The organism is Streptomyces sp. NPDC043746, assembly GCF_056436485.1.
Map to the genome: position 1 here is coordinate 91,989 of NZ_JBWKCM010000010.1, position 8,704 is coordinate 100,692.

Consider the following 8,704-nt stretch of genomic DNA (forward strand, 5'->3'; position numbering starts at 1 on the left):
GTCACTCCCCGCCCTGCGCCCCCGCCGGCAGCCGCTCCGGCAGGTCGAAGAGCGGGAACCACCGCTCCACGTCCAGGAAGCAGTGCATGCCCGAGACGGCCCCGTCCCGGACGTCGATGACCTGCACGGCCCACGGCACGAAGCCCGGCCCCTCCGGGGCGGGCTTGTAGTGGGCGAAGCCCGGGGAGCCGTTGGCCGAGACCGGCACCAGGCGGGAGCCCGCGCAGGCCGCGCCGATGGTCGTCATGAAGCCCGTGATGTCCAAGGTGCCCTGGAGCCACAGGTCGAACGGCGGCATCGTCATCACCGCGTCCTCGTGGAGCAGCGCGGTCAGGGCGACCATGTCGTACCCCTCGAAGGCTTTCACATAGCGCTCCAGGAGCTTCTGCTGCTCCTCGTCGAGCGGGTCGGCCGCGTCCGGCACCCGGCCCTTGTGCTCGGTCAGGGTGGCCCGGGCCCGCTGGAGGGCGCTGTTGACCGAGGCGACGGAGGTCTCCAGCAGCTCGGCGACCTCCGCCGCCTTCCAGGCGAGCACCTCGCGCAGGATCAGCACGGCCCGCTGCTTGGGCGGCAGATGCTGGAGGGCGGCGATGAACGCCAGGCGCACCGACTCCCGCGCCACGGCGGCCTCCGCCGGGTCCTGGACGGCGGGCAGGACGCGGCCGTCCGGCATCGGCTCCAGCCAGACGTTCTCCGGGCGGGGAGTGAGCGCGGCCTGGGCGAGCGGGGTCGGGCCGCTCAGATCGACCGGCCGGGCCCGCTTGTTGCCCGCGTTCAGCATGTCCAGGCAGACGTTGGTGGCGATGCGGTAGAGCCAGGAGCGCAGGGAGGAGCGGCCTTCGAACGTGTCGATGCTGCGCCAGGCCCGCACCAGGGTGTCCTGCACCGCGTCCTCGGCCTCGAACGCCGAGCCGAGCATCCGGTAGCAGTATCCGGTCAGCTCGGTGCGGTGGCCTTCGAGGCGGGCGTCGATGTCGGCGTCACCGGGGACTCCGGTGCCCCCGGCCCCCGCGCCCGCGGCCGTCGTCGTGGTCAGATCGCTCATCGCTCCACCCCTGTCGCGCAGCCGCGCCGCGGCCTTGGTCACCCGGTACCTCGGAAGCTACCGCAGGGCACTGACAGCAGGGGTGAGTAGAGGCCGACGGGCCCGCGCCGATCAGGTCCCGGGCTTGCGCCCGTAGACGTACACGTCGTCGCCGTTCTTCAGCAGGTTCCAGTATGCCTTCGCGTCGGCGGGGCGCATGTTGACACAGCCACCGGAGCCCGGCGGGTTGTACATGGACTTGGTGACCGAGTGGAACGCCTGGCCGCCGTCGAAGAACTGCGCGTGCGGCATCCGCACGTTGTAGATCGTCGACCAGTGGTTGATGTTGCGCCAGTAGATCTTCTTGGCGCCCGTACGGGTCTCCGCGCCGTCCCGGCCGGTGCGCACCGGCACCGGACCGTACTTCAGCGTCTTGCCGTCCTGGATCCAGCTCAGCTGCCGGGTCAGGTCGACACAGGCGATGCGGCCCTTGTTCGTGGGGCACTTCCCGGCCTTGTTGGGGTTCTTCCCGGCGGCCTGCTGGGCGAGCATCGTGTTCATCGTGCGCCAGGTCAGCGGCCCGGCGTACCCGGCGGCCGGGGTGATGCCGTGGGCGTTCTGGAACTTCTGGATCGCCTTGCAGTCGGCGGCCGACTGCTTGCCGTCGACGGGCCGCTTCAGGAACTTCTCGACCTGCTTCTGGTGCGGCCCCGTGGAGGTGGTGCAGGAGGCGGCCTGAGCCGCGGTCCCGGTGCCCAGGACCAGGGCGGGTGCCGCCACCAGCCCGGCCACGGAGAGCGCCGCCCCACGTCGCAGCCGCCGTCCTCCGGTTATTTTAGCCGTGACTCCCATGCGCCAACTCCCCTTCGCCCACAGTGGTTTTGCGGTTACGCCTGGTAGACGCGCGAAGGGGAGCGGGGGTTGCACGAGTCAGGTCTCGGTTGCGTCGCGGTCCGGCATACCCGGAATTACGGCCTCCGGAACGAGTCCTCGGACGGGCCCGGACGGCCTCCGGAACGCCTGGCTCCGACGGCCTCCGGAACGAGTCCTCGGGCAGGCCCGGAGAGTCAGCGGGTCGCCGGTACCAGCGCCCTCCGCTCGGCCCGCGCCACCCGGGTCCCGTACAGCGTAATCGAGACGACGCCGAGGACCGCCAGCAGGCCGAGGGCCGCCGTCGCCGCCCAGCCGCCCGCGTGGAAGGCGACCGCGCCGAGCGTGCCGCCCGCGCTGGAGCCCAGGTAGTACGCCGACTGGTAGAGCGCCGACGCCTGCGCCCGGCCCTCCGTCGCCGTCCGGCTCACCGAGGACGAGGCGACCGCGTGTCCGGCGAAGAACCCGGCCGTGATCAGCACCAGCCCCGCCAGGACGGCGAGCAGCGCGTCCGACAGCGAGAGCAGCAGCCCCGCCGCCGTGGTCGAGACCGCCAGATAGAGGGCGCCCCGGCGGCCGAGGCGGGCCACCAGTCGGCCGGCCGCGGCCGAGGAGACCGTACCGACCAGGTAGACCAGGAAGATCGAGCCGACGACGCCCTGCGGCAGCGAGAACGGCTCGTCGACCAGCCGGTAGCCGATCACCGTGTAGACCGCGCCGAACACGGTCATGAACAGTGCGCCGATCGCGTACAGCCGCACCAGCAGCGGGTTGCCGAGGTGCGTGGCGACGGTCTTCGCCAGCGCCTTCGGGTCGAGCGTGCCGGGCCGGAAGTTGCGGGCCCGGGGGATCAGGAAGTGGAAGGCGACGGCGCACGCCAGCGCGAGCAGCCCGACCGCCGCGAGCGCCGCGCGCCAGCCCCAGGCCTGGGCGACCCAGCCGGTGAGGATGCGGCCGCTCATGCCGCCGATGCTGTTGCCCGCGACGAACAGCCCGATCGCGGCGATCAGCGCCTTCGGCCGTACCTCCTCCGCGAGATACGCCATCGCGGAGGCCGGCAGTCCGGCGAGCGCCGCGCCCTGGACGGCCCGCAGCGCGATCAGCCAGCCGATCGAGGGCGCGAACGGCACCAGCATCCCGACCGCGACCGCGACCGTCAGTGAGACCGTCATCATCTCCCGCCGCCCGAACCGCTCCGAGAGCGCGCTCAGCGGCAGCACGCAGAGCGCCAGCGCGCCGGTCGCCGCCGAGACCGTCCAGCTCGCCTGACCGGCGCTCGCACCGTACGCGGCGGAGATCGCGGGCAGCAGGGCCTGGGTGGAGTAGAGGAGGGCGAAGGCCGCGACACCGGCGGCGAAGAGCGCGAAGCTCATCCTGCGGTAGCCGGGGCGGCCGGGCTGCAGGCGCTCGGCGCCGTTCGCGGGAGCGGCGGCGCGGGAGGTGATGACGGGGGACGACGGGGCAGAGGCATCCACGACGACGGTGGATGCCCCGGTATCGGCGGGAGGCATACGACGAACGTAGAGCGCCACGTTTCATGCGTCCAATGCACGAAACCGCCATAATCGATCCCATGGCGCATCAACACAGCTCACAGCCTCGGCTGTCACCGAGTAGTTACGAAGAAGACATCCGTGCCGTCCTCGCGCCACGCCTCGCGTACTTCGAGGCCGTGGCCCGCCACGAGCATGTGACCCGCGCCGCACAGGAGCTGGGCGTCCCGCAGTCCACGCTCTCGCGGGCCATGGTCCGGCTCGAAACGGACCTGGGCGTCGCCCTGTTCGCCCGCAAGGGCCGTACCGTCTCGCTCACCCCGGCCGGCCGCACCTTCCTCACCTCCGCCGAACGGGCCCTGGCCGAGGTGGAGAAGGCCGCCGACTCGGTCCGCGCGGACGCCGACCCCACGGCCGGCCGGGTCTCGTTCGGCTTCCTGCACACCATGGGCTCGGAGACCGTACCGGCCCTGATCCGCGCCTTCCGCGCCGACCACCCGAGGGTCCGCTTCCAGCTCGTCCAGAACTACGGCGAGGCGATGATCGAACGGCTCCGCGCGGGCGGTCTCGACCTCTGCCTCACCTCGCCCGTGCCCGACGCCCCCGACCTGGTCACCCGCCGCCTGGACGAACAGCGCCTGCGCCTGGTCGTCCCCGACGACCACCGCCTCGCCACCCGCCGCCGCATCCGCCTGGCAGAGGCCGCCGACGAGACCTTCGTGACCCTCGAACCCGGTTACGGGCTCCGCCGCATCACCGACGACCTCTGCACGGAGGCGGGTTTCTCCCCGCGCGTCGCCTTCGAGGGCGAGGAGGCCGAGACCCTGCGCGGCCTGGTCGCCGCCGGTCTCGGCGTCGCCCTGCTGCCGCCCCCGGCGGTCGCCCGCCCGGGGGTCGTCGAACTGGCGGTGACGGCCCCGCGCGCGGTCCGCGAGATCGGGGTCGCCTGGCTGGACGGCCACCCGGACACCCCTCCGGTCGCCGCCTTCAAGCGGTTCCTGCTCTCGCGGCGGGGGAACCTGCTGCCGGAGTGAGGGGGCCCGCAAGCCGTGTTGAATGGAGGGCGCCGCCCCCTCTCGAAGGGCGGTCGGGAAAGGTCGAGGGCGTATGAGTGATGTCGAGGACTGGGGGCTGGCGCTGCTGGCCGGTGTCGCGCTTGCGTCCGCCTTCTCCCGAACGGGTCAGCCGTGGGGCTTCAAGATCGCCCTGCCCGCGGGCCTGGTCGGCGTCATCGCTCTCGACCTCGTGTTCGCATCGCCCGGTTGGCAGGCCTACATGATTCCGTTCCTCCTCATCACCGCCGGGGGGATCGTGGACGGGCTGTGGATCGCGGGCCTGTGGCGACCGGGTTCCCGCAGGGGGCGTTCCCGACGGAACCCGTCGCCGCCGCCCCGGTCCCGCACCGTCCCGTCCACAAGCGGGCACGGAGGGAGAGGGGGCCGGTGACGGCCGCGCGGGCATGACCACGCCCGCCGCCCAGCCGGTCCGGCTGGATCCGAGCGCCCGCCGCCCCCGCCCGTCGCCGACCCGTGCGAGACGGACAGAATGTCCAGGTGACCCATGCTTTCTCCACCAGTCCGGACACCTCGCCCGCGCCTGTGCGGTGGAGGGCGAGGGACGCCCTCCTTCCCGGCGTCATCGGGGTCGCCCTGGCGGTGACGGCGCTGATCCTCGCCGCCGGGCTGCCCGGGAAGCTCGCCGAGGTCGGGGAGTTCCGGGCAGCCCTCCCGTGCGCCGGGGCCGTCGGCCCGGCCACCGGCCACGGTGACTGCCTCTCCGAACGACCGGCCACGGTCCTGGCCAAGGAGCGTCGGGGAAAGTCCAAGTCCGTGGTCCGGCTGGTGAAGGTCGATCCGGGCGCGGGCGCTTCACCGTTCCAGGTGAAGATGCAGGGCCCCGGGCCCGTCTTCGACGAGGTGGGGCGCGGGGACCGGGTGGTGCTGCACTCCTGGCGTTCCACGGTGTGGGCGGTGGGCCTGGGAGACCTGCGCCAGGACGCGCACGGCAAGCCCGGCCCGGTCGCGTTCGGCCATCTGGGGGTGGCTCTCGCGCTGGCGATCCTCGGTGCGGCCCTCCTGCTGGCAGCGCTCCGACGGGTTCTGCGCCGTCCCCGCGACCCCGTGGTCCGGGCGTGGCGCGCCGCCGTGCCGTGCGTGGCGGCCCTGGTGCCCGCCGCAGTCGCGATCACCGCCTCCGCCGTCGCCGACGACGCTCCGCTCGTCCTGCTGGTCTCCGCCGCCGGTTGCGCGGTCTCGGGAGCGGCGGCGGCGCTGCTGACCAAGCTGCTCGGGCGGCGCGCCACGGACGACGTCGTCCTCGAACCCACGGCCCTCACCGGGAGACAGGTCGTACGGGCAACCGTGGTCGGTGACGTGCCCTACAGCGTCGAGGGGTACGACCACCTCGCCCTTGACCCGCCGCCGGCGCCCGGCGCCCGCGCACGTCTCGCGCCGGCCACGGACCCGTATGGGAAGGCCGCCCTCGATCCGCTGCCGGACACCCTCGTCCCGGTGCGGTTGCGGCGCAAGCACGTGGCCGACCCGCGGCACCCGGGGCGGTGGTCGGACGTGGTGCTGAGGTGGTACTCGGAAGTGGTGCTGGAGTGCCGGGACGGGGCGGCCCGGGTGCTCGTCGTGGCGGAACGGCACGACATGCGCCGCATCCTGGGCGCGCTGGGGCCACCGGCCGCCTGACCACCTCCGTGAGCGCACGGTTGTCCGGCCGGAGGGGCAGGGCGCGGCGCCCCTCAGTGCCGCAGCGACCGTCCGAACCCCGCCGCCAGCGGCATCCGCAGCCCCAGCGGCGGCGGGGCGGCCAGCGCGTCCTTCACCGGGCGGGCGTAGGAGCGGGCGAAGAGCGAACCCCGTACGAAGTCCGCCGCCAGCGCCACCACTTCGGAGCGGTGCTGGCGCAGTGCGTGCCCGTCGGAGTGGACCTCGAAGCGGCAGGTGTCCCGGTTGGACTTCTTCGCCCGCTCGGCCAGCCGGTAGGACAACTCCGGGTCGGTTCGCTCGTCGTTGGTGCCGTGCACGATCAGCACCCGCCGCCCCACGAGCTGCTTCACCGGCTCCGGCTCGGCGGCGGTGTGGTCCGGCAGCCAGGGGGCCATCGCCAGCACCGAGGTGACCGCCCCGTGCCCGGCGGCCCGCAGCGCCGCCCGTCCGCCCATCCCGTGGCCGACCAGGCAGACGGGCACGTCCCCGTACCGCCGCTGCACCTCGTCGGCCGCCCAGGCCGCGTCCTGCGCCGGGTGCGCGTCGGTGTCGTTCCAGCCCCGCCAGCGGTAGCGCAGGACGTGCACCGCCAGCCCGTCGCCCTCGCCGGCGCGCGCCAGCGCACGGGCGAACGGCAGCTGCATCGCGTACGAAAGGGGGGAGGGGCGGCGCCGTGAGTCGGGTTCGCCGTCCGGGAGCAGCAGGACCACGCCGCTGACCTCGTATGGTGCTCCGGCCGTCGAGACGGCCCGTCCCAGCCTGGCGGCAGGCAGGGGGAGTGCGCGCTGTGCCATGACAGAACAGTCTCAGAAGAGCAGGTGTACTCCACCCGACTTTCCGGTCACTGTTACGCATCGACGGAAGGCGCCAGCGGGCGCTCTACGCGCGTAGGCGCTACAGTGCCCAGATGACGAGCCAGACCCTGAATGTCCCTGATTCCGACCAGATCCGGCGCGCCCCCAAGGTGCTGCTCCACGACCACCTCGACGGCGGCCTCCGCCCGGGCACGATCATCGAGCTGGCCCGCGCGCAGGGTTACGACTCCCTCCCCGAGACCGAGGCCGACAAGCTCGGCGTCTGGTTCCGCGAGGCCGCCGACTCCGGTTCGCTGCCCCGGTATCTGGAGACCTTCGCCCACACCTGCGCCGTCATGCAGACCCGCGACGCGCTCTTCCGGGTGGCCGCCGAATGCGCCGAGGACCTCGCGGAGGACGGCGTCGTCTACGCCGAGGTCCGCTACGCCCCCGAGCAGCACCTGGAGGGCGGCCTGACCCTCGAGGAGGTCGTCGAGGCGGTCAACGCGGGCTTCCGCGAGGGCGAGCGCATCGCCCGCGCCAACGGCCACCGCATCCGCGTCGGCGCCCTGCTCACCGCGATGCGGCACGCGGCCCGTGCGCTGGAGATCGCCGAACTCGCCAACAGCTACCGGGACCAGGGCGTCGTCGGCTTCGACATCGCGGGCGCCGAGGCAGGCTTCCCTCCCACCCGCCACCTCGACGCGTTCGAGTACCTCAAGCGGGAGAACAACCACTTCACCATCCACGCGGGCGAGGCCTTCGGTCTGCCGTCGATCTGGCAGGCCCTCCAGTGGTGCGGCGCCGACCGGCTCGGCCACGGGGTGCGGATCATCGACGACATCGAGGTCGCGGAGGACGGCTCGGTCTCCCTCGGCCGCCTCGCCTCCTACGTACGGGACAAGCGCATCCCGCTGGAGATGTGCCCGACGTCCAACCTTCAGACCGGCGCCGCCACCTCGTACGCGGACCACCCCATCGGGCTGCTGCGGAAGCTGCACTTCCGCGTCACCGTGAACACGGACAACCGCCTCATGAGCGGGACCAGCATGAGCCGGGAATTCGAGCTGCTGACCGAGGCGTTCGGATACACGCTCGACGACATGCAGTGGTTCACCGTCAATGCGATGAAATCAGCTTTCATTCCTTTCGACGAACGCCTCGCGATGATCAATGAGGTCGTCAAGCCCGGTTATGCGGAGCTGAAGTCCGAGTGGCTTTTCCGTCAGACCGCTGTGACCAGCAGTTCTACCGCTTCCGCGAGCTGACGTTCGAGGGTGTGGGCGATGGCCGGGGAGAAATTCCCCGGCCATTTCCCGTGTGTCGGGATGTTTGCGGTCGGGGCGACGGGATGGCTACCGTGCAGAGCCGCTCACATCCCCTTCCCCAAGGATGAACTCTTCATGAAGAAGACCGCTGCCAAGACTCTCGGTGCCGCCGCTCTCGGTGCCGCTTTCGCCGCTGCCGCCGCGGGCAGCGCCGCCGCCGCCCCCGCCCTCCCGCTCGACTCCGCGGCCGGAGCGCTCCCCGTCTCCTCCATGGCGCTGGACACCGTCGCCCAGGCGGCCCAGAACGCCCCGGTCCAGGAGGCCGTCGGCAAGGTCCTCGGCGCCGACGCCACCGACGCCGCCGCCCCGGTCGTCGGCCTGCTCGGTGGACTGCCGACGCAGGGCCTGACCGCCAACGGCATCCCGCTCGGCGGCTGACCGCACCCGCAGCACACGGCGGTGGGGGGGGGGGGGGGGGGGGGGGGGGGGGGGGGGGGGGGGGGGGGGGGGGGGGGGGGGGTGGTGGTGCGTTTTTGCTTGC

At 72.7% G+C, this 8,704-nt stretch carries 9 protein-coding genes; 5 read left to right on the plus strand and 4 right to left on the minus strand.

What is annotated here, in order from left to right:
* Position 1: 1 nt before the first annotated feature.
* From AC0682_RS13750 to AC0682_RS13760, 3 genes are all read right to left on the minus strand, one after another.
* Positions 2 to 1,045, minus strand: coding sequence for a sigma-70 family RNA polymerase sigma factor (locus AC0682_RS13750; protein WP_478532916.1), 1,044 nt, complete (start codon positions 1,043 to 1,045; stop codon positions 2 to 4).
* Positions 1,046 to 1,156: 111 nt separating this feature from the next.
* Positions 1,157 to 1,876: a L,D-transpeptidase family protein gene (locus AC0682_RS13755; protein WP_478532917.1), complete on the minus strand. Its 720-nt coding sequence runs from the start codon at positions 1,874 to 1,876 to the stop codon at positions 1,157 to 1,159.
* 215 nt (positions 1,877 to 2,091) lie between these two features.
* Entirely contained in the window at positions 2,092 to 3,405 is a 1,314-nt protein-coding gene (locus tag AC0682_RS13760; RefSeq protein ID WP_478532918.1) for an MFS transporter, read from the minus strand.
* Between the two features lie 62 nt (positions 3,406 to 3,467).
* Between AC0682_RS13760 and AC0682_RS13765 the strand changes: the two genes are divergently transcribed.
* From AC0682_RS13765 to AC0682_RS13775, 3 genes are all read left to right on the plus strand, one after another.
* Complete coding sequence (locus AC0682_RS13765) at positions 3,468 to 4,421, plus strand: LysR family transcriptional regulator (RefSeq protein ID WP_478532920.1); 954 nt, start codon at positions 3,468 to 3,470, stop codon at positions 4,419 to 4,421.
* 73 nt (positions 4,422 to 4,494) lie between these two features.
* A complete protein-coding gene (locus tag AC0682_RS13770) occupies positions 4,495 to 4,833 on the plus strand; it encodes a hypothetical protein (RefSeq protein WP_478532921.1) in 339 nt (112 codons plus the stop codon).
* Between the two features lie 107 nt (positions 4,834 to 4,940).
* On the plus strand, positions 4,941 to 6,080 hold the full coding sequence (locus tag AC0682_RS13775; protein ID WP_478532922.1) for a hypothetical protein: 1,140 nt from the start codon (positions 4,941 to 4,943) through the stop codon (positions 6,078 to 6,080).
* 53 nt (positions 6,081 to 6,133) lie between these two features.
* On the opposite strand, the gene AC0682_RS13780 is transcribed toward AC0682_RS13775, so the two are convergent.
* Positions 6,134 to 6,895 carry an alpha/beta hydrolase gene (locus AC0682_RS13780; protein WP_478532923.1) on the minus strand — a complete coding sequence of 254 codons (762 nt, stop codon included), beginning with the start codon at positions 6,893 to 6,895 and terminating at the stop codon, positions 6,134 to 6,136.
* 113 nt (positions 6,896 to 7,008) lie between these two features.
* On the opposite strand from AC0682_RS13780, the gene AC0682_RS13785 reads away from it, so the two are divergent.
* Together AC0682_RS13785 and AC0682_RS13790 are read left to right on the plus strand one after the other, a co-directional pair.
* Complete coding sequence (locus AC0682_RS13785; RefSeq protein WP_478532924.1) at positions 7,009 to 8,163, plus strand: adenosine deaminase; 1,155 nt, start codon at positions 7,009 to 7,011, stop codon at positions 8,161 to 8,163.
* 135 nt (positions 8,164 to 8,298) lie between these two features.
* The gene (locus AC0682_RS13790; RefSeq protein WP_478532925.1) at positions 8,299 to 8,601 is read left to right on the plus strand and encodes a hypothetical protein; all 303 of its coding nucleotides are present in this window, start codon (positions 8,299 to 8,301) and stop codon (positions 8,599 to 8,601) included.
* Positions 8,602 to 8,704: the final 103 nt, after the last annotated feature.